The 18,486-nt window shown below is 69.5% G+C and carries 19 protein-coding genes and 1 tRNA gene; all 20 read left to right on the forward strand.

The window, feature by feature from the left end:
- The first annotated feature begins 46 nt into the window (after positions 1-46).
- The 20 genes from KNN16_RS14475 to KNN16_RS14570 all read left to right on the forward strand — a co-directional run bounded on the left by KNN16_RS14475 (position 47) and on the right by KNN16_RS14570 (position 18,476).
- Positions 47-1,132, forward strand: coding sequence for an ABC transporter ATP-binding protein (locus KNN16_RS14475; RefSeq protein ID WP_303897790.1), 1,086 nt, complete (start codon positions 47-49; stop codon positions 1,130-1,132).
- 64 nt (positions 1,133-1,196) lie between these two features.
- The gene (locus KNN16_RS14480) at positions 1,197-2,621 is read left to right on the forward strand and encodes a CehA/McbA family metallohydrolase (RefSeq protein WP_303897791.1); all 1,425 of its coding nucleotides are present in this window, start codon (positions 1,197-1,199) and stop codon (positions 2,619-2,621) included.
- A 42-nt stretch (positions 2,622-2,663) separates the two neighbouring features.
- Positions 2,664-5,525 (forward strand): glycosyl hydrolase-related protein, encoded by a 2,862-nt coding sequence (locus tag KNN16_RS14485; RefSeq protein WP_303897792.1) that lies wholly within the window; start codon positions 2,664-2,666, stop codon positions 5,523-5,525.
- Positions 5,526-5,737: 212 nt separating this feature from the next.
- Positions 5,738-6,523: a hypothetical protein gene (locus tag KNN16_RS14490; protein ID WP_303897793.1), complete on the forward strand. Its 786-nt coding sequence runs from the start codon at positions 5,738-5,740 to the stop codon at positions 6,521-6,523.
- A gap of 12 nt (positions 6,524-6,535) precedes the next feature.
- Positions 6,536-6,928 (forward strand): zinc ribbon domain-containing protein, encoded by a 393-nt coding sequence (locus tag KNN16_RS14495; RefSeq protein ID WP_303897795.1) that lies wholly within the window; start codon positions 6,536-6,538, stop codon positions 6,926-6,928.
- A gap of 34 nt (positions 6,929-6,962) precedes the next feature.
- A complete protein-coding gene (locus KNN16_RS14500) occupies positions 6,963-7,643 on the forward strand; it encodes a response regulator transcription factor (RefSeq protein WP_303897797.1) in 681 nt (226 codons plus the stop codon).
- A 14-nt stretch (positions 7,644-7,657) separates the two neighbouring features.
- Positions 7,658-9,085: a cell wall metabolism sensor histidine kinase WalK gene (locus KNN16_RS14505; protein WP_303897799.1), complete on the forward strand. Its 1,428-nt coding sequence runs from the start codon at positions 7,658-7,660 to the stop codon at positions 9,083-9,085.
- A 13-nt stretch (positions 9,086-9,098) separates the two neighbouring features.
- Positions 9,099-9,172, forward strand: a tRNA-Arg gene (locus KNN16_RS14510).
- Between the two features lie 96 nt (positions 9,173-9,268).
- The gene (locus tag KNN16_RS14515) at positions 9,269-9,997 is read left to right on the forward strand and encodes an amino acid ABC transporter ATP-binding protein (RefSeq protein WP_366972189.1); all 729 of its coding nucleotides are present in this window, start codon (positions 9,269-9,271) and stop codon (positions 9,995-9,997) included.
- A 68-nt stretch (positions 9,998-10,065) separates the two neighbouring features.
- On the forward strand, positions 10,066-10,956 hold the full coding sequence (locus tag KNN16_RS14520) for a transporter substrate-binding domain-containing protein (protein WP_303897800.1): 891 nt from the start codon (positions 10,066-10,068) through the stop codon (positions 10,954-10,956).
- Between the two features lie 94 nt (positions 10,957-11,050).
- Positions 11,051-11,692 carry an amino acid ABC transporter permease gene (locus KNN16_RS14525; RefSeq protein ID WP_088570655.1) on the forward strand — a complete coding sequence of 214 codons (642 nt, stop codon included), beginning with the start codon at positions 11,051-11,053 and terminating at the stop codon, positions 11,690-11,692.
- A gap of 10 nt (positions 11,693-11,702) precedes the next feature.
- A complete protein-coding gene (locus KNN16_RS14530) occupies positions 11,703-12,467 on the forward strand; it encodes an amino acid ABC transporter permease (RefSeq protein WP_299283734.1) in 765 nt (254 codons plus the stop codon).
- A 76-nt stretch (positions 12,468-12,543) separates the two neighbouring features.
- Positions 12,544-12,939, forward strand: a complete 396-nt coding sequence (gene cdd / locus KNN16_RS14535) for a cytidine deaminase (RefSeq protein WP_088570726.1) — start codon at positions 12,544-12,546, stop codon at positions 12,937-12,939.
- Between the two features lie 10 nt (positions 12,940-12,949).
- Positions 12,950-14,278: an LCP family protein gene (locus KNN16_RS14540; RefSeq protein WP_303897801.1), complete on the forward strand. Its 1,329-nt coding sequence runs from the start codon at positions 12,950-12,952 to the stop codon at positions 14,276-14,278.
- A 99-nt stretch (positions 14,279-14,377) separates the two neighbouring features.
- Positions 14,378-15,556, forward strand: a complete 1,179-nt coding sequence (locus KNN16_RS14545) for an acyl-CoA dehydrogenase (RefSeq protein WP_299283739.1) — start codon at positions 14,378-14,380, stop codon at positions 15,554-15,556.
- Positions 15,557-15,559: 3 nt separating this feature from the next.
- A complete protein-coding gene (gene queG / locus KNN16_RS14550; RefSeq protein WP_303897803.1) occupies positions 15,560-16,627 on the forward strand; it encodes a tRNA epoxyqueuosine(34) reductase QueG in 1,068 nt (355 codons plus the stop codon).
- A complete protein-coding gene (locus KNN16_RS14555; protein WP_303897804.1) occupies positions 16,624-17,082 on the forward strand; it encodes a DUF123 domain-containing protein in 459 nt (152 codons plus the stop codon). The genes queG and KNN16_RS14555 overlap by 4 nt, the downstream gene beginning before the upstream one ends.
- 103 nt (positions 17,083-17,185) lie before the next feature.
- Positions 17,186-17,374 (forward strand): hypothetical protein, encoded by a 189-nt coding sequence (locus KNN16_RS14560; RefSeq protein ID WP_273094636.1) that lies wholly within the window; start codon positions 17,186-17,188, stop codon positions 17,372-17,374.
- On the forward strand, positions 17,371-18,201 hold the full coding sequence (locus KNN16_RS14565; RefSeq protein ID WP_303897806.1) for a biotin/lipoate A/B protein ligase family protein: 831 nt from the start codon (positions 17,371-17,373) through the stop codon (positions 18,199-18,201). Before KNN16_RS14560 ends, KNN16_RS14565 begins: the two co-directional genes overlap by 4 nt.
- Entirely contained in the window at positions 18,192-18,476 is a 285-nt protein-coding gene (locus tag KNN16_RS14570; protein WP_159461579.1) for a DUF503 domain-containing protein, read from the forward strand. The genes KNN16_RS14565 and KNN16_RS14570 overlap by 10 nt, the downstream gene beginning before the upstream one ends.
- Positions 18,477-18,486 lie beyond the last annotated feature (10 nt).

Here is an 18,486-nt window from a genome sequence, read left to right on the forward strand (position 1 = left end):
GTAGGATGGGATCTGCAGGACTTTTTTTGAGGAGGCAGAGCTGGCCATGGCGCGAATCCGGCTGGAGGGGGTGACGAAGGCGTTCGGAACGGTGGTGGCGGTGGACGCGGTGACCCTGGACATTGAGGACGGGGAGTTCTTCGCCCTGCTGGGGCCCTCCGGGTGTGGGAAGACCACCACCCTGCGTCTCATCGCCGGGCTGGAGCGCCCCACCCGCGGGCGGATCTTCATCGGGGAGCGCGACGTCACCGAGCTCCCTCCGCAGGCCCGAGACGTAGCCATGGTCTTCCAGGACTACGCCCTCTACCCGCACATGACCGTCCTGGAGAACATCGGCTACCCGCTCAAGGTGCGCCGTTACGCCAAGCCCGAGATCCACCGCCGGGTCCGGGAGGTGGCGGAGGTCTTGCAGATCGCGGATCTGCTGGACCGGCGGCCGGGGCAGCTGTCGGGCGGGCAACAGCAGCGAGCCGCCGTCGCCCGGGCCCTGGTCTACCACCCCCAGGCGTTCCTCTTCGATGAGCCGTTGAGCAACCTGGACGCCAAGCTGCGCCTGGAGGCCCGCAGCTTCCTGAAGCACCTCCAGAAGTCCCTGGGCATCACCACTGTCTACGTCACCCATGACCAGGCGGAGGCCATGGCCCTGGCGGACCGCATCGGGGTGATGGATCGGGGCCGCCTGCTGCAGGTGGGGACGCCCCTGGAGATCTACCGGCGGCCCCGCAACACTTTCGTCGCCACCTTCATCGGAAGCCCTCCCATGAACCTGCTCTCCGGCCGCCTCCACCTGGCCGAGTCCGCCCTGATCCTGACGGACGGCCAGGCGCTCTCGGTGGCCGACCGCGTCGAGGCGTTGCGCCAGGCCTTCCGGGAGGGCGAGCGGGTCTGGCTGGGGGTTCGTCCCGAGCACCTGGCTTTGGCCGAGGGACCCGGGCCGACCCATCTCTCCGCCCGGGTCTACGCGGTGGAGCCCCTTGGGGTGGAGACGCTGGTGACGGTTCAGGTGGACGAGGAGCGCCTCACCCTGCGGCTGTCGGTGGATGAGCCGCCGGTGCTGCGGGAGCAGGTGTGGGTGCGGGTGCCGATGGAGCGAGCGCTCTTCTTCCGCGAGAGCGGGGAGCTGGCCCTGTGAGGGCGCGGCCGGTCCTTTCCGGATGATGGGATCGCTCTCCATCCCCATGAGGAGGACGCCTTCGATGAAGACCCTGCTTCGCTGGGAAGGCCGCTTCACCCCGGCCGACAAGGCAGCTTCGGATTATGTGCTCCTGCCCTTCGACATGCCCCCCGGCGTCGCCCGCCTCGAGGTCCGCTACACGTTCGAGGGCCAGGGCCAGCCGGAGAGCCCGAACGTGATCGACCTGGGCCTGTTCGACCCGCGAGGGGCCGACTTCCTGCGCGGGGAGGGTTTCCGGGGCTGGAGCGGGAGCGCCCGAACGGAGGCGGTGCTCACGCCCCGGGCGGCCACCCCAGGCTATCTGCCCGGCCCTCTCCTCCCCGGCCGCTGGCACGTGATCCTGGGGCTCTACCGCATCGCCCCCCAGGGTTGCGCCTGCGCGGTGACCGTTCTGGCCTCCGAGGAGGAAGGGCCGCTCCCGCATCCCCCACCCCCGGAGGGGGGAACCGGGGAGCTTCCCTCCCGGCCCGGCGGCGGAGCAGCCTGGCTGCGGGGGGACCTCCAGAGCCACAGCCATCACAGCGACGCGCCGGGCTCCTTAGAGGACCTGGTGGCCGCCGCCCGGCGGCGGGGACTGGATTTCCTGGCGGTGACGGAGCACAACACCGTCAGCCACTTCCCGTATCTGCGAGCCTGGAGCGGGCCGGATCTCCTGCTCATCCCGGGGGAGGAGGTGACCACGTATTACGGCCACATGAACGCCTGGGGCCTCTCCCGCTGGCTGGATTTCCGCTGCCGGACGGCGGAGGAGCTGCAGGCGGTCATCGACGCCGCCCACGCCATGGGCGCCCTGGTCTCCATCAACCACCCCAAGACCGACGGGCCACCCTGGGAGTATCCCCCGGACCTCCCGGTGGATGCCGTGGAGGCCTGGCAGGGGCCATGGCCCCTGCGCAACCGGGAATCCCTGGCCTTCTGGGACCGGCTGTTGCGGGCCGGGCGCCGGGTGACGGCGGTGGGAGGCAGCGATAAACACCAGGACCGACCCGGCGAGGGCACGCCCTTTTATCAGGTCGGCCACCCCACCACCTGGGTGTATGCGGCGGATCGGACGATCCCGGCCATCCTGGAGGCCATCCGCTCCGGCCGGGTGGTGATCACCGCGGACGTGGACGCGCCGTGGCTGGAGCTCACGGCCGAGCGCGGGGATACGACCTGGATGGTTGGGGAGACCGTCCCGCCCGGCGGCGCTGTCCGGGTGCGCTATCGGGTGTGGGAAGGGAAGGGCCTGCACCTGCGGCTGCTCTCCCGGGAAGGGGAGCTCCTCTTCCTCCCGGTGGATCGTTCTCCCTTCGAGGGGGTGCTGGAGCTCGACCTGGGCCGCCATCGCTACGTCCGGGCGGAGCTACGGGGCGTGCGGCATTTCGCGGAGGAGACCCCGGATGACCTGCCGATGGTCGCGATGACCAACCCCATCTGGGGAGGCCCGGGTTCGGAGGGGCCGTGAAGCGGCCTCGAAACGCGGTTATCTTCACATGGAGGCGCACGGATGCAACCGGAAGCCTTCATCGTCCCCCACACCCACTGGGATCGGGAGTGGTATCGTCCCTTCCAGGCCTTTCGTTACCGTCTGGTGGACCTGGTCGAACAGGTCCTTCGGATGATCGAGGGGGATCCGGATTTCAGGGGGTTCCTGCTCGACGGCCAGTCGGTGATCCTGGAGGACGTCCTAACGGTGCGCCCGGATCTGGAGCCGCGGATCCGACAAGCGGTGGAGGCCGGCCGCCTCTGGATCGGCCCCTGGTATGTGCTCCCCGATGAGTTCCTGGTGAGCGGGGAGGCGCTCGTCCGCAACCTCCAGGTCGGGATCCGCATCGCCCGCCGCTTCGGCGGCGAGATGCCCATCGGCTACACGCCGGATCCCTTCGGCCACGTTGGGCAGCTGCCCCAGATCCTGAAAGGGTTCGGGATCGAGGCCGCCGTGTTCCAGCGCGGCCTGGACGAGCAGCCGACGCTCCTCTGGTGGGAAGCCCCGGACGGCACCCGGATCTTCACCGTGTATCTCCGGGACGGCTACGGGAACGCCGCCTGGATCCCGGAGGACGCGGAGGCCCTGGCGGCCTACCTGAAGGCCCAGGCCCTCTCCCTGGCGCCCCACACGCCGGTTCCCCTCCTCCTGCTTATGAACGGGACGGATCATCTCTTCCCCCATCCGCGGCTGACGGAGTGGCTCCGGGCGGCCCAGGCGCATCTCCCGGATCTCCGCCTGCGCCTCGCTTCCCTGGCGGATTACATCGCCGCGGTGCGGACTGCTCTCGGCCAACAGCTGTCGGATCTCCCCGTGGTTCACGGGGAGCTGCGCTCCAGCCGACGCCATCCGGTCCTGCCCGGCGTGCTCTCCACCCGCATCTGGATCAAGCAGCGCAACGCCGCCGTCCAGACCGCGCTGGAGCGCTACGCGGAGCCCCTGATGGCCTTCGCGCATCTTCTCTGCGGCCTGGACCGACGGGCCTTCCTTTTCGAGGCATGGCGGCTCCTCCTTCAAAATCACTTCCACGATTCGATCTGCGGGACGGGGGTGGACGCGGCCCATGAAGACATGCGGCCGCGCTTCGATCACGCCGAGCAGATCGCCGGCCTGGTGAGTCGGGAATCCCTGGAGCGGCTCCTGCGGCCGGAGGCAGCCGAAGCCCCACCCGGCTGGCTGGCCTCGGACCCGGCGTCGATGGAGCAGGCGTTGCTGGTCTACTGCCCGATCCCGGGCTCCGTCCGGGGGCCGGTGGAGGTGACCCTTCCTGCCCTCCCGCCGGGCCTCACGTATCGCCTCCTGGACCCTGAGGGGCGTGAGCTCCCGCTCTTTCAGGTGGAGCGGGGGACGCCTGACGAGGCGCGCTGGACCGTCGCCCCGGCGGAGTGGCCGGGCTTCCTGAACCGCCTGCTCTGGATCCACGTGGGCCCCTATGCGGCGAAGCGGGTGTGGGTGGATCTCGAGAGGCGGCAGCTCTGGGCGGAGTGGGCGGACGCCTCGGCGGACATGGATCACGGGATGATCACCCGTGTCCTTCAAGTGGCCCGCCAGCTGGGAGAGCGAGAACCGGCCCTCACAGCCCCATGGACGGTCTCGGCGGCGATGGGAGGAGCCTCCCGCTGGGCCTTCGTCCTCCCCGAGGGCCGGGGGGTCGGCCTCCAGACCTATCGGTTGCAGATCCGCCCCGGGACACCGCGCGCGATCTCCCGACGTCCCCGGGCGGAGCCGGAGATCGCCAACGAGTTCTTCCGCCTCACCGCGGATCCCTCAGATGGGACCCTGCAACTGGAGGATCTCCGAACGGGCCGGCGGTGGCGCGGCCTGAACCGCTTCGAAGATGAAGGGGATGCCGGGGATGTCTACAACCATGAGTCGCCGGCGGAGGATCGGCGGGTGGACCGCCCGGCGGCGCCGCCCCGGGTCGAGGCCTGGGAGGAGGAGCCGTTCGGTCAGTGCCTGGAGGTCGATTTGCCGTATGAGATCCCGGCCGGGCTGCGGCCGGACCGCCGGGGACGCTCCGCGGAGACGGTCCCGCTGTCGATCGCTGTGCGGGCATGGCTGCGACCGGGAGTTCCCCGGGTCGATATGGAAGTTGTGGTGGACAATCGGGCGGCCGATCACCGCCTGCGCGTGGTCTTCCCCACCGGCATCCGGTCCGAGACCTGGGTGACAGAGGGGGCGTTCGACCTCGTGGTCCGCCCGGTGGGCCTCCGCGTCCGGGCAGATGACTCCTGGGTGGAGCAGCCGGTGTCTGCCGCCCCCCAGCAGGGCTTCGCGTTCGTGGAGGACGCCGCCGGCGGGCTCCTGGTGGCGAACCAGGGGCTCCCGGAGATCGAGGCCCGGACGGACGCGGAGGGACAGGTGGAGCTGGCCCTCACCCTGTTGCGGTGCGTGGGCTGGCTGTCGCGGGGGGATCTGCGATCCCGGCGGGGGCATGCGGGGCCGCCGCTGCCCACGCCCTCCGCGCAGATGATCGGGCGCTGGGCCTTCCGCTACAGCCTGATCCCTTACACCGACCGCTGGGAGGCGATCCGGGAGGCCCAGCGGTTCCTGGCGCCGCCCCTCGCGGGGGCGGGCCCCGGCCGTCTGCCGGAGCGGCTGTTCCTGGAGGTGGAGCCGGCCGCCTTCGTCCTGACCGCCGTGAAGGCCCCCGAGGAGGGGGAGGGCCTCATCGTGCGAGGGTATAACGCCGCCGAGGAGGTCGTCCAGGTCCGGCTTACCTTCTGGCGGCCGGTTCAGGCGGCCTGGCGGGCGGACCTCATGGAGCGTCCCCAGGAGCCCCTTCGCCCGGAGGGGTCCTCTCTGACCTTCCGGGCCCGCCCCAAGGAGATCGTCACCGTGCGGGTGGTCCTCGCCCCGCTCCTCTGGCATCCGGAAGGATAAAGCCAGAAGCCGGTCCCGGGCGGATGCGGTACGCCGGGGAGGAAGGCCTGAGGAGGCCTCCTCCCCTTTTTGTTTGAGATCGCCGCGCCTCCGGGAGGGATGCCGGAGAGTCCCGACGCCTTCATCCTTCCTCCGGGGGATCTTCACAGGATCTTCACAGGACCCGGGCAGAATCCAGGGTGGAAGTGAGACCCACAGGCGGGAGGAAGCCGATGAAGCGCTGGAAAATCGTGGGGGCACTGGTGTTGCTGGTGCTTCTGATCGGGATGGTGGGGGTCGGAATCGGCATCGCACGGACGGCGATGGGGTGGACCCTTCCCACCTTCGGCGGGGCCGGGCCGGTCCCCTCGGCTCCGGGGCCGGGCAGGTGGCCCGGCGGGAGGATGGGTCCGTGGGGCGGGATCGGATGGGGAACGATCCCGGGGACACCCCTCTCCGATGAGGAGGCGGTGCGCATCGCCCGCGACGTCATCGCCGCCTATGGGAACCCGGACCTGGAGCTGGCTGAGGTCATGGCCTTCGATAACCACTTCTACGCCCAGGCGCGGGAGCGCTCCACCGGCCGCTACGCCTTCGAGTTCCTCATCGATCGGTTCACCGGGGCTGCCCATCCGGAGCCGGGGCCCAACATGATGTGGAACGCCCGCTACGGGATGATGAGGAACCACGGCATGATGGGGAGCGGGTGGGGCGTCTCCGGGGAGATGCGCCTCTCGCCGGAGGAGGCACGGCGGATCGCTCAGGCTTACCTGGATCAGGCGATGCCGGGGGCCACGGTAGATGAGGAGGCCGATCCTTTCTATGGCTACTACACGCTGCACATCCTGCGGGACGGCCGGATCATTGGGATGCTCAGCGTGCACGGCAGCACCGGCCAGGTGTGGGTGCATACCTGGCATGGGAGCTTCCTGCAGATGGTCTATGGCCATGAGGGGGAGCACGGATCCTTCGGGGGCGATGGCGCGACCATCGCGTTCCTGTCCATAATTTCCCTGTGAAGGAGGAAAACCATGAGCCGCAACTGGATCGGCTTGCTGATCGGAGCGCTGGTGTTGCTGGTCCTGCTGGTCGGTGCCCTGGGCCTGCTGGCCGGCCCGGCGTGGGGCTGGGGCTGGGGGTGCCCGGGTTGCCCGATGATGGGGCGCTGGGGCTGGGGTGGCATGGGCTGGGGCTTCGGGCTGTTGATGATGTTGCTGGGCCTGCTGCTCCCCTTGCTGTTCTTCGGCCTGATCATCGCCGCGGTGGTCTGGGGGATCCAGCAGGTGACCCGGGCCGGCGGCCTGCCCCCCGCTGCGCCTCCGGCGGCTCGCTGTCCGCAGTGCGGCCGCCCCGTCCAGGCGGACTGGGCCCACTGCCCCTACTGTGGGGCTTCGTTGACCAGCGGGTCGGCGCGGCAGGGCTGAAGGCCCACGGAGTCAGGCGGAGCAGAGGGTCGGCATGCGGACGGTGCTGGTGGTGGAGGACGAGCCCCGGATGCGCCAGGTGATCCGGGCCTACCTGGAGCAGGCGGGGTTCCGCGTGATCGCGGTGGGGGATGGCCCCAGCGCGTTGCATGCCTTCCGGCGGGAGCGGCCCGACCTCATCGTCCTGGACCTGATGCTGCCGGGCATGGATGGCTTCGACGTCTGTCGCACCATCCGACGGGAGTCCGGGGTGCCCATCATCATCCTGACGGCGCGGGTGGAGGAAGAGGATCGGGTGGTGGGCCTGGAGCTGGGGGCGGACGATTACATCACCAAGCCCTTCAGCCCGCGCGAGCTGGTGGCGCGGGTTCGCGCGGTCCTGCGGCGGGCGCAGGGGGAGATCTCCCCGCCCGCCGTCCTCCGGGTGGGGGATCTGGTCATCGACCTGGAGCGTCGGGAGGTGCGGGTGGGCGACCGGGAGGTCCGTCTGACGCCCACGGAGTTCGAGCTGCTGACGGCGATGGCGCGTCATCCGGGCCGCGTCTTCACCCGGTTACAGCTGCTGGAGCGGATCCAGGGCGTGGCCTACGAAGGATATGAGCGGACCATCGACGCGCACATCAAGAACCTGCGCCAGAAGATCGAGCCGGACCCCCGCAACCCGCAGTATATCCTCACCGTCTATGGGGTCGGCTACAAGCTTCGGGAGGAGTGAGCGAGGGGATCCGGATGCGGAGCCTGTGGGCGAAGCTGACCCTGGCCTTCGTCGGCGTGGTCGTCCTGAGCCTGCTGACCACGGCCCTCCTGATCGCTCTGGCCACCGCGGGGGAGTTCCGGATCTACGTGGCCCGGGGGAACCGGCGCTGGGCGGAGGGGCTGGCCCCGCTCTTCGCCGCATATTACGCCCGGGTTGGGAGCTGGGAGGGCGTGGAGGCTGTGCTCGAGGACATGCCGATGCCCATGCCCGGCATGGGGCCCATGCATCCGCCCATGGGGATGAACCGGGCGATGTGGCGGATGATGGGCCACCGCCTGATCCTGACGGACGAGGCGGGGCGGGTCCGGCTGGATTCCGAGGGGAGCGCAGTGGGAACCCTTCTCCCGGCGGCGCGGGACCAGGGGGTCCCGATCCGCGTGGCGGGGCGGACGGTGGGGTGGCTGCTCATCGGCGAGGTGGAGAGCCCCACCGGGCCCTCGGCGGAGTTCCTGGCTCAGGTGCGGCGGGCCATCGCCCTCAGCACGCTGCTCGGGATCGCCCTGGCCCTGGGGGCGGGCTCCTTTGTGTTCTTCCGGCTGATGCGTCCGCTCCAGGCCCTCCAGCAGGCGTCCCGGCGGATCGCGAGGGGGGATCTCGGCGCGCGCATCCCGGCGCAGGAGGCCGGGGAGCTGGGGGAGGTGGCCCGGGCCTTCAATCAGATGGCGGAGGCGCTGGCCCGGGCGGAGCAGCAGCGGCGTCAGATGCTGGCGGACATCGCCCACGAGCTCCGCACCCCTCTGGGCATCCTGCAGGGGCAGCTGGAGGCGCTGCTGGATGGCGTCCTTCCCCTGGCGCCGGAACAGATCGCCCAGGTCCACGACGAGGTCCGACACCTGGCCCGGCTGGTGGAGGACCTGCGGCTCCTCGCCCTGGCGGAGGCCGGTCAGTTGCGGCTGGAGCGGGGGCCTGTGGACCTGCGATCCCTGATCGAGGAGGCCGCCGACCGCATCGCGCTGCAGGCGGCGGAGAAGGGGATCCGGCTGGAGGTGCATCTTCCGGAAGGGCTGCCGCCGGCGTGGGGGGATGAGGGGCGCCTGCGGCAGGTGCTGATGAACTTGCTCACCAACGCCCTCCGCTACACGCCTGCCGGCGGCCGGATCACCATCGAGGCCCAGCCCCTCGGGGATCAGGTGCAGGTGAGCGTCCGCGACACCGGGGTGGGGATCGCCCCGGAGGATCTGCCCTATGTCTTCGATCGGTTCTACCGGGCGGAGAAATCCCGGGCCCGGGCGGACGGGGGGTCGGGGCTGGGGCTGGCCATCGCCCGCCATCTGGTCGAGGCCCACGGCGGGCGCATCGGGGTCGAGAGCCAGCCCGGCCGGGGCTCCCATTTCTTCTTTACCCTCCCCATCGTCTCCCGCTCATCAAGTCGCCCCCGCATCCTTACGGATGTGCTATAATGGGAGATGAGAGGCCCCCGTAGCTCAACTGGATAGAGCAAGGGCGTCCTAAGTCCTGCGTTGCGGGTTCGAATCCCGCCGGGGGCACTTGAGAAGAAGCCGGGCGTTCCGCCCGGCTTTGTGTTCCGGCGTGTTCGCGGGGAGCGACTCCATGTGGGGAAAGCGCGGATGGGGTCCCGGCCGATCATCTCCTTCCGGCAGGTAAACAAGTGGTTCGGGAATCTGCACGTTTTGCGGGACATCACCCTGGACATCTATGAAGGGGAAGTGGTGGTGATCTTCGGCCCCAGCGGGGGCGGGAAGAGCACCCTGATCCGCACCATCAACCGGCTGGAGCCCATCGACTCCGGCGAGCTGTGGGTGGACGGCATCCCGGTTCACGATCCCCGCATCAACGTCAACCGCCTCCGCCAGGAGATCGGGATGGTCTTCCAGCAGTTCAATCTCTTCCCCCATCTGACGGTGCTGGAGAACATCATCCTGGGTCCGGTGCACGTGAAGAAGATCCCCCGGGCGGAGGCGGAGCGGCTGGCCATGCAGCTCCTGGAGCGGGTGGGGATCCCCGAGAAGGCCCACGCTTACCCGGCCCAGCTGTCGGGCGGACAGCAGCAGCGGGTGGCCATCGCCCGGGGCCTGGCCATGCGGCCGAAGATCATGCTCTTCGATGAGCCGACCAGCGCCCTGGACCCCGAGATGATCAAGGAAGTGCTGGACGTGATGGAGGATCTGGCCCGGGAAGGGATGACCATGGTGGTGGTCACCCATGAGATGGGCTTCGCCCGGCATGTGGCGGACCGTATGGTCTTCCTGGAGGGCGGCCGGATTGTGGAGGTCGGGACCCCCGATGAGATCTTCGAGAACCCCCGGCACGAGCGCACCCGGGTCTTCCTGAGCCAGGTCCTGCGTCATTAGCGAGAAAGGCCTCCTGCCACGCCCGCGAAGCCGCGGCGGGAGGCCATCTTTCTCTCAGGAGGTGGACGATGGCGCTCAGACTGTTCCGAACGGCCTTGCTCGGGTTCGCCCTCGCCCTGGCCCTGGCGGCATGTCAGGCGCCCGGGGCCACGCCGGCCCCTAAAAAGGGCCGCGCCCCCCTCGCCCCCGAAGGGACCCTCCTGCGCAAGATCCAGGATCGCGGCAAGCTGATCTGCGGCACCAAGTATGACATCCCCACCTTCGGTTACCTCAACCCCAAGACCAATCAGGTGGAAGGCTTCGACGTGGAGATCTGCCGGGCCGTGGCCGAATACATCTTCGGCGATCCCAACGCGGTGGAGATTAAGGAGGCCATTTCCAAGAACCGCATCCCCTTCCTCAAAGAGGGCGTGGTGGACATCGTGGCTTCGACGATGACCATCAACGAGGAGCGCCTGAAGGAGATCGATTTCTCCGTCGTCTATTACGTCGCCGGCCAATCCCTCCTGGTCCCCAAGAACAGCCCCATCAACGGCCTGGATGACCTCAAAGGCAAGCGGGTGGGCACCGTGAAGGGTTCCACCTCGGAGAAGAACATCCGGGCCATCTCGGATCAGAAGGGGCTGAACATCGAGGTGGTGCTCTTCGACACCTACTCGGAGGCGGTGGCGGCCATGGACGCCGGCCGCGTGGACGCGGTGACCACCGATGACATCATCCTCTACGGCTTCGTGCGCCAGGAGCCGGATAAGTGGAAGGTGGTCGGAGGGCGCTTCACGGTGGAGCCCTACGGCGTGGGGGTGAAGAAAGGCGAGAAGGAGCTCCTGGAGGTGGTGAACACGGTGATCCGGGAGCTCAAGTCCTCCGGCCGCTGGAAGGAAATCTACAAGAAGTGGATCCCCAGCGACACGGTGCCGGAACCCCCGCCGGATGATTGGCGGGCGGTGAGCCAGCCGTGACCCCCTCCGATAGGGAGATCCGCCGGCGGGGCGCTCACGGCGCCCCGCCGGTTCTTATCCGCACGGATCCCAGGCCCCCCATTCGGGTGGAACCATGAGCACGGCGGACGTCTGGCATTACCTGCTTCTGGGCCTGTGGACGACCCTGCGGCTCTCCCTGGCCAGCATGGGGGTGGCCCTGGCCCTGGGGACGCTGATCGGGGTGTTGCGGGTCTCCCCGGTGCCTCCCCTTCGCTGGTTCGCCGCCGGGTATGTGGAGTTCTTCCGGGACATCCCGCTGTTGCCGGTGCTGGTCTTCGTCTACAGCGGGTTGCCCAAGGCGGGGATCCGGCTTCCCACTTCTTTCGATAGCGCGGTGGCCGGGCTGGGGGTTTACACGGCCGCCTTCGTCGCGGAGGTGGTGCGGGCCGGCCTCCAGTCGGTCCACAGGGGTCAGATCGAGGCCGCCCTCTCCCTGGGCATGACCTTCCCCCAGATGGTCCGCCTGGTGTTGCTGCCTCAAGCCTTCCGCATGATGATCCCGCCCCTGGGCACTGTGTTCATCGCCCTGGTGAAGAACACCTCCATCGCCTCGGCCATCGCTGTCGAGGAACTGCTGTATCAGGCGGAGTTCGTCATCGGCCGCACCTTCGCCGACTGGCCGATGCTGATCGCCTTTCTTCTCTATCTGGTGATCACCGTGCCCCTCAGCGGGCTGGTGAACTTTCTGGAGCGCCGTCTGCGGATCCTCTTCTGAGGCGGAGGGGATGCAGGCATCGGAGCGACCCTGGCAGACCCTGGTGGGCGTGGGGATCGTGCTGGCCCTGATCCCCCTGGCCTTCCGCATGGAGCCGGCGCGGTTCGCGCCGTTTCTCGAGGGATCTACCTGGCGGTTCCTGGCCCTGGGGCTGCTTCTCACCCTGGAGGCCTCGGCCATCGCCATCCTGGCCAGCATTCCCCTGGCCCTCTTCTTCGCTCTGGCCCGCCTGAGCGGCCCGCTCTGGCTCCGTTACCCCGTGATCGCCCTGGTGGAAGGCATCCGGGCTCTCCCCCTCCTGGGGCTGATGTTTTATCTCTTCCTGCGCCTGAGCGCCCTGGGCCGGCAGCTGGGGATGGAGGCGCTGACCCGGCCCGACGCGGCAGTGATCGCCGCCCTCTGGCTCTACACGGGCGCGGTGAACGGCGAGGCCCTGCGCGCGGCCATCCTCTCTCTCCCCCGAGGTCAGTGGGAGGCCGCCCGCTCCCTGGGCTTGACCTACGGCCAGGCGATGCGCCTGGTCATCCTCCCCCAGGCCTTCCGACGAGCCCTTCCCCCGCTGGTGGCCCAGTTCGCCACCCTGGTGAAGGACACCTCCCTGGGCGCCATCATCGGGTTCATCGAGCTCTACCGGCGGGGGGTGATCCTCTTTCAGGGGGAGCGCAACCCCATGGAAACCCTCTACGTGGTCTCGGTGATCTATTTCCTCGTTAACTACACCCTCGGCCGGCTGGCCGGGACGCTGGAGCGCCAGCTGGGGCTTCACCGCGGATAGGGCCAGCCCCCGATCGGAAGAGGCGGCTGCGCTATAATTCCCGTGCATGAACTTCCAGCGGAAAGGAACCCCACGGATGGAAGATCGGGCGCTGGTGGAGCTGGCCCTCCGGATGCGTGAGCGGGCCTACGCCCCTTACTCCGGCTACCGGGTGGGGGCTGCCCTGCTGAGCGCCTCCGGCCAGGTGTTCACCGGATGCAACGTGGAGAACGCGGTCTACCCCCTTGGGCTGTGCGCGGAGCGGGTGGCCGTGTTCAAGGCCATCTCCGAAGGGGAGCATCATTTCACCGCCATCGCGGTCGCCACCGAAAACGGCGGCACTCCGTGCGGAGCCTGCCGCCAGGTCCTCTCCGAGTTCTCCCCGGACCTGCGGATCCTCCTGGTCGACGCGAAAGGACACGTGCGGGAGACCTCCCTGCGGGCCCTGCTGCCGGAACCCTTCGGGCCCCGGGATCTCCAGGCGGTTCGCTGAGGAGACAGGCATGGCACCCGGGATCCAGACGCCATGGCGGCGGCTCCCCCTCCTCGGGCTCCTCTGGGCGCTGGGGGTGCTGGGGATCGGGACAGGGTTGGGCCTCGTGGCGTATCGTCTGGCCTTCCAGGAGGCCCTGCGCGCCGTCCCCATCCTCCCGCCCCCCGGAGCCTCCGTCTCTTCCTCTCCCACCACCCACAGCGGCCCCCTCCATCTTCCGGAGTGGAACGGGAAGGAGCGGGTGAACATCCTGATTTTGGGGATCGATCAGCGGGAGGGGGAGTCAGGCCCCTGGCGGACCGACACGATCATGGTGGTGACGATCGATCCCGTGGGTCTCTCCGCCGGGGTGCTCTCCATCCCCCGCGATCTGTGGGTGACGATCCCCGGTTTCGGGGAGAACCGCATCAACACGGCCCACTTTCTGGGGGACGCCTACGGCTACCCGGGCGGCGGGATCGCCCTGGCCCAGGAGACCCTGCGCTATAACTTCGGGATCGCCACCTCCTATTACGTGCGGGTGAACTTCACCGCCTTTGAGAAGGCCATCGATCTGCTGGGCGGCATCGATCTCTGCGTCCCGGAGGCCATCGATGATCCCCATTACCCGGACGCCCGTTACGGGTATGAGCCCTTCCACATCGAGGCAGGGTGCCAGCATCTCGATGGGCGGACGGCGTTGAAATACGCGCGGACGCGGGCCACCCGTGGGGGGGACTTCGATCGCATGCGCCGCCAGCAGCAGGTGATCCAGGCGGTGCGGGAGCGGGTGCTTCGGCTGAACATGCTGCCGGAGCTGATCGCCCGGGCCCCGGCGCTCTGGGAGACGGTTCAGGATGGAGTCCGCACAAACCTCTCCCTGGAGGAGATGATCGCCCTCGCCCGCCTGGCCGCCCGCATCCCCGATGACCGGATCCGGATGGTGACCATCGGCCCCTCGATGACCATCCCGGCCACCACCCCCGACGGGGCCGAGGTGCTGATTCGCATCCCCGAGAAGGTCCAGGAAGCCTTGACGGACCTGTTCGGGCCCCAGCCGATGCGCCTGAAGGCCCGCATCTCCGTCCAGAACGGGACGATGCGGCCGGGCCTGGCGAGTCGGGTGGCGGAGCTCCTTCGCTCTCTCGGCGCGGAGATCGTGGAGGTGGGGAACGCGGATCGCTCCGATTACGGGCAGACCCGCATCCTGGCCCGCCCGGAGGCCCTGGAGGCCGGCCGTCAGGTGGCGGGATGGCTGGGCCTCCCCCTCACCGCGGTGCAGCCCGCGCCGGATCTCGCCTGCGCCTGCGATCTGGTCATCCGCCTGGGGGCGGACTTCCCGGAGCCGGCGGCGCCGTGAGGGATGCCGCAGCGTCCCCGCGTGGCCCGGCATGCCCCTCCCGTAGAGGAGGAAGGCCGTGAAGCGAAGAGACCGAGCTTTGCGTTTCCGGGAGGCGCCATGGATTTCCGCCTGAGCGAGGAGCAACGGCTGTTCCGACAGGCGGTGCGGGAGTTCGCCGAGCAGGAGCTGAAGCCCCGCGCCCGCCATGTGGATGAGCGCGGCGAGTTCAACTGGGAGGCAGTCCGCAAAGGGGCCTCCCTGGGCCTGCTGGGCCTGACGGTCCCGGAAGACTACGGCGGGGCGGGGCTGGACCATGTGAGCGCCGCCATCGCCATCGAGGAGATCGCCCGGGGATGCGGCTCCACCGCCCTCTCCCTGGCGGCCCACAACGGCCTGGGACTGGCACCGATCCTCCTCTTCGGCAGCGAGGCCCAGAAGCGGCGCTGGCTGCCGGCCCTGACCAGCGGCCGCAACGGACTGGCCGCCCTGGCCCTGACGGAGCCTCACTGCGGCAGCGACTTAGGCGCCGTGCGCACCACCGCGGTCCGCGATGGGGACGAGTGGGTGATCACCGGCCAGAAGATGTGGTGCACCAACGCCGGCATCGCCGAGGTGATCGTCACCCTGTGCCGCACGGACCCGGAGGCCGGCAAGCGCGGCCTCAGCCTGATCCTCGTCCCCACGGACGCCCCGGGCCTCTCCATCGCCCCGCCGGAGAAAAAGATGGGGCTCCACGGCTCCCCCACCCACGCCGTGACCTTCGATCATGTGCGAGTGCCCCTGGATCACCTCCTGGGGGAGCCGGGGCGAGGCCTGCCTTACGCCCTGCAGGTCTTAGACGGGGGGCGCATCGGCATCGGCGCCCTCTCGGTGGGCCTGGCCCAGGCCGCTTTCGAGGAGGCGGTCCGTTACGCGAAAGAGCGCACCGCCTTCGGCCAGCCCATCGCCGCTTATCAGGCCGTCCAGTGGATGCTGGCCGACGCGGCGGTGGAGATCGAGGCCGCCCGGCTGCTGGTGTATCGGGCGGCCTGGCTGCGGGATCAGGGGCTCCCCTACACCCAGGCCGCGGCCATGGCCAAGCTCTTCGCCAGCGAGATGGCCGAGCGCGTGACCCGCAACGCCATCCAGATCCACGGCGGCTACGGCTACAGCCGGGAGTTCCCGGTGGAGCGGCTCTACCGGGACGCCCGGCTGATGACCATCGGGGAGGGCACCAGCGAGATCCAGCGCCTGGTCATCGCCCGCCACATCCTGGGGCTGGTCCGCGCGGAGCCGCTCCCCGCCGATGTGGTGTGAGCCGTGGTCCTCAAGGAGCGCCTGAAAGCCTATGCCCGCTCCCTCGGCTTCGATCTGATCGGGGTGGCCGCGGCGGGCCCCACGCCCTCCGCCGATCGCTATGAGGAATGGGTCCGCGCGGGCCGCGCGGCCACCATGGCCTATCTCACCCGGCCCGACGCCATCGAGAAACGCCGGGACATCCGCAACCTCTGGCCGGAGGCCCGCTCCGTCATCGTGGTGGCGATGAACTACTACGCCGGGGATCCCCCGCCGCCCCGGGAGGATGTGCCGCAGGGACGGGTCGCCCGCTACGCTTGGGGGGAGGACTACCACGAGGTCCTGCGGGAGCGCCTGGAGGCGCTCCTGGCGTTCCTCAACCGGGAGGCCGGCCGCCCGGTGCGGGGACGGATCTACGTGGACACCGGGCCGGTGCTGGAGCGGGCCTGGGCCGTCCAGGCCGGCCTGGGATGGATCGGCAAGAACAGCATGCTCATCCACCCGCGCCTGGGCTCCTACCTGTTCCTGGGGATCCTGCTGGTGGATCTGGAGCTGGAGCCCGACCCGCCCTTCCCAACGGACCACTGCGGCACCTGCACCCGCTGCATCGAGGCGTGCCCGACCGGCTGTATCCGGCTCGATCGCACCCTGGAGGCGGAGCGCTGTCTCTCTTACCTGACCATCGAGCGGCGGGAGGGGATCCCGACGGAGCGGCGGGCAGCGATCGGGGACTGGATCTTCGGGTGCGACATCTGCCAGGAAGTCTGCCCCTGGAACCGGCGGTTCGCCCGGCCGACCGCTGAGCCGGCCTTCCAGCCCCGGGAAGGGATCCCCCGCTTGGCCCTGGCGGAGGTCCTAAGGATGGATGAGGAAGCGTTCCGGGCGCGGTTCCGCCGCAGCGCCATCCGCCGGGCCAAACGGCGGGGGCTGGTGCGCAACGCCCTGGTGGTCGCGGGGAACCTGCGGGCGCGTTCGCTCCGCCCGCTGCTCGAGCGCTGGCGGGCCGATGAGGACCCCATCTTGCAGGAGCACGCCGCATGGGCTCTGGAACGGATGGAGGAAGCTCAGGTCCTTTTAGAGGGTCCGGGATGAAAGCCGCGCGGGGCGTTTATGTGCTGTCGCTGGAGGTGTGGGGGGAAGTGACTGTCGGCCGGCTCGGGCGCTGGCCGCTCGCTGGGACCTACGCCTACGTGGGCTCGGCCCGGGGGCCCGGAGGCTTCCAGCGGTTGGAGCGCCACCGGAGGGTGGCGGAGGGCCGGAGCTCGACACGCCGCTGGCACATCGATTACCTGCTCGCCGTCGGGCGATGGCGGGGCGCTTTCGTGAGGGAAACGGAGGATCCCGCTGCGGAGTGCGCCCTGGCCCGGGCCCTGGCCGAACACTTGCCCCCCGCCATCCCGCACTTCGGCAGCAGCGACTGCCGCTGCCCCACCCATCTCTTCGCCGTCCCCGATCCCGAAGGATTCCTTCAGTTACTCGCCGCCCTGGGCCTCCAGACTTTCCCGGAGCGTGAGGATGCGGGCGTTCGGTCCGCCCGGATGCGTTAAAATAAGTGAGAGAAGGGGACTCGATGGGGATTATCCGCGAGGACAGCGCTCCGGGGCGTGGGCGCCCCACGGGTTTCCCTGAGCCACCGGGAGGAGCGAATCGATGTTTTCCGCATTGGTCGAGGCCGCGATGGAAAAGGCCCGCTTCCGCCAGCTGGAGGACGGGACCTATTACGGAGAGATCGAGGTGTACCCGGAGGTCTACGCTACCGGAGCGACCCTGGAAGAATGTCGCCGGGAGCTGGAAGAGGTGTTGATCGAGTGGCTGCAGGATCGCCTGTCCCGCCCGTGACCTTCCCACCGGCCCGCTGGCGTCTGCTGTGGTCGCCTCCTGCGGACGGCGCCACTCAGATGGCCATCGATGGGGCCATCGTGGAGGCCGTGGCGGCCGGAGAGGCCCCGCCGACGGTGCGGTTCTACCGCTGGGATCCGCCCTGCCTCAGCCTGGGGCGGAGCCAGCCGGTGGAGGAGGTGGATCTCTCGCGCTGTCGGGCCGATGGGGTCGAGGTGGTGCGGCGGCCCACAGGGGGGCGGGCCATCCTTCACGCGGAGGAGCTCACTTACAGCGTGATCTTCCCGGAGGCCGACCCTCGGGCGGCGGGGGGTATACCGGAGACCTTCCGCCGGTTCGCCGAGGCCTTCGCGGCCGCCTTACGCGCCCTGGGCGTCCCCGACGTCGCCCTGGCCCCCCCGCTGGATCCGCGCGTCCGGGGCGAGGGGTTCGTCTGCTTCGAGGTGCCCACAGATTCCGAGCTCACCGTGGGCGGGCGCAAGATCATGGGCAGCGCCCAGTGGCGTCATCGCGGCGTGGTGCTGCAGCACGGCTCCCTGCCCCTGGACGGCGACCCGGGGGCCATCGCCCGGTATCTGCGCCGCGGGCCGGATCCCGAGCGGCTCCGTCGGCGGGCGATCACCCTCCGGGAGGCCGTGGGGCACCCGGTGGCTTTCGAGGCGGCGGCGGAGGCGATCCTGATCGCGTTCCGCGAGCTCCTGAACATCCATGTCTTTCCGGGGGACCTGACCCCGGCGGAGGCGGCGCGGATCCCGGCGTGGCGGGATCGCGTGGCCATCCTGAGGCGGGAAGGGGAGCCCCGGCAAGGAGCGTGGCGATGGTCGTAGGCACCTGCACGGTGGAGCTGCATCTGCCGGAGGCGCTGTCGTTAAAAGACAAGCGCAGCGTGATGAAATCCCTTATCGCCCATCTGCGCCAGTCCTTCAACGTGGCGGCGGCGGAGATCGATCATCAGGACTTCCCGCAATCGGCCCGGCTGGGCCTGGCCACCATCTCCAACGACGCCGGCCACATCCACGCCACGCTGGAGGGCGCCGTCCGCTGGATCCAGGCCCATCGGCCGGACGTGATGGTGGTGGATTGGGAGATCGCGATCCTGTGAACGCTCCCGC

Source organism: Thermoflexus hugenholtzii (assembly GCF_018771565.1).
Taxonomy (GTDB): Bacteria; Chloroflexota; Anaerolineae; order Thermoflexales; family Thermoflexaceae; genus Thermoflexus; species Thermoflexus hugenholtzii_A.

What these genes read in the sequence shown, in the direction of transcription:
- KNN16_RS14475 (WP_303897790.1), top strand. Translation starts at nt 47, where the DNA reads ATGGCGCGAATCCGGCTGGAGGGGGTGACGAAGGCGTTCGGAACGGTG.
- KNN16_RS14480 (WP_303897791.1), top strand. Translation starts at nt 1,197, where the DNA reads ATGAAGACCCTGCTTCGCTGGGAAGGCCGCTTCACCCCGGCCGACAAG.
- KNN16_RS14485 (WP_303897792.1), top strand. Translation starts at nt 2,664, where the DNA reads ATGCAACCGGAAGCCTTCATCGTCCCCCACACCCACTGGGATCGGGAG.
- KNN16_RS14490 (WP_303897793.1), top strand. Translation starts at nt 5,738, where the DNA reads ATGAAGCGCTGGAAAATCGTGGGGGCACTGGTGTTGCTGGTGCTTCTG.
- KNN16_RS14495 (WP_303897795.1), top strand. Translation starts at nt 6,536, where the DNA reads ATGAGCCGCAACTGGATCGGCTTGCTGATCGGAGCGCTGGTGTTGCTG.
- KNN16_RS14500 (WP_303897797.1), top strand. Translation starts at nt 6,963, where the DNA reads ATGCGGACGGTGCTGGTGGTGGAGGACGAGCCCCGGATGCGCCAGGTG.
- KNN16_RS14505 (WP_303897799.1), top strand. Translation starts at nt 7,658, where the DNA reads ATGCGGAGCCTGTGGGCGAAGCTGACCCTGGCCTTCGTCGGCGTGGTC.
- KNN16_RS14520 (WP_303897800.1), top strand. Translation starts at nt 10,066, where the DNA reads ATGGCGCTCAGACTGTTCCGAACGGCCTTGCTCGGGTTCGCCCTCGCC.
- KNN16_RS14525 (WP_088570655.1), top strand. Translation starts at nt 11,051, where the DNA reads ATGAGCACGGCGGACGTCTGGCATTACCTGCTTCTGGGCCTGTGGACG.
- KNN16_RS14530 (WP_299283734.1), top strand. Translation starts at nt 11,703, where the DNA reads ATGCAGGCATCGGAGCGACCCTGGCAGACCCTGGTGGGCGTGGGGATC.
- cdd (WP_088570726.1), top strand. Translation starts at nt 12,544, where the DNA reads ATGGAAGATCGGGCGCTGGTGGAGCTGGCCCTCCGGATGCGTGAGCGG.
- KNN16_RS14540 (WP_303897801.1), top strand. Translation starts at nt 12,950, where the DNA reads ATGGCACCCGGGATCCAGACGCCATGGCGGCGGCTCCCCCTCCTCGGG.
- KNN16_RS14545 (WP_299283739.1), top strand. Translation starts at nt 14,378, where the DNA reads ATGGATTTCCGCCTGAGCGAGGAGCAACGGCTGTTCCGACAGGCGGTG.
- KNN16_RS14555 (WP_303897804.1), top strand. Translation starts at nt 16,624, where the DNA reads ATGAAAGCCGCGCGGGGCGTTTATGTGCTGTCGCTGGAGGTGTGGGGG.
- KNN16_RS14560 (WP_273094636.1), top strand. Translation starts at nt 17,186, where the DNA reads ATGTTTTCCGCATTGGTCGAGGCCGCGATGGAAAAGGCCCGCTTCCGC.
- KNN16_RS14570 (WP_159461579.1), top strand. Translation starts at nt 18,192, where the DNA reads ATGGTCGTAGGCACCTGCACGGTGGAGCTGCATCTGCCGGAGGCGCTG.